Source organism: Halorubrum sp. CGM5_25_10-8B (assembly GCF_005435095.1).
In the GTDB taxonomy this organism is placed as follows: Archaea; Halobacteriota; Halobacteria; order Halobacteriales; family Haloferacaceae; genus Halorubrum; species Halorubrum ezzemoulense.
This window is the reverse complement of record NZ_SGTY01000041.1, coordinates 1-523: the sequence shown is the minus strand read 5'-3', so window position 1 is coordinate 523 and position 523 is coordinate 1. Positions and strand designations below refer to the sequence as shown.

1 protein-coding gene is annotated in these 523 nt (G+C 48.4%); it reads left to right on the top strand.

The window, feature by feature from the left end; all coding sequences use genetic code 11:
• Nucleotides 1–523: hypothetical protein (locus tag EXE51_RS18285; protein ID WP_199234079.1), on the top strand; the 523-nt coding region annotated here is incomplete at both ends.

The following is a 523-nucleotide window of genomic DNA, read 5'->3' as shown; positions in this document are numbered from 1 at the left end:
GAAGGAGGATGGAGGAAATAGGAAAGAAGGTAAAAAAGTAGAAGAAAATATAATTAGAAGAGGGAGAGTAGGTAAAAGAATTAGAAGAGGAGGAGTTAAGGGGGAGAGTAAAGGAGGAGGTAGAAGAGGTAGGAGGAAGAAAGGGAAGAGAAAGGAAAAAAGAAAAAAGAGGAGGAGAAGGAGAAGGGGGAGGAGAAGAGGGAGAGGAGAGAGGAGAGAGAGGAAGAAAGGGGAGAAGAAGAGAGGAAGGAAAGGAGAGAGAAAAGAGAAGGGGGAGGAGGAGGGGAGAGAGGAAGAGAGGAAGGAGAGGAGAGAAGAAGAGGAGAAGAAGAAGAGGGAGAAGAGAGAAGAAGAAAAAAGGGGGAGGGAAGAGGAGAGGAAAAGGGGGAGGGAAGAGAGGAAGGAAGAGAAGAAGGAGGGGAAGGAAGGAGAGAGGAGAAAAGAGAGGGAGAGAAGAAAGGAAGAGAAGAGAAAAGAGGGAGGAGAGGAGGGAGAGAGAGGGAGGGAGAAGAAGAGGGCGTGG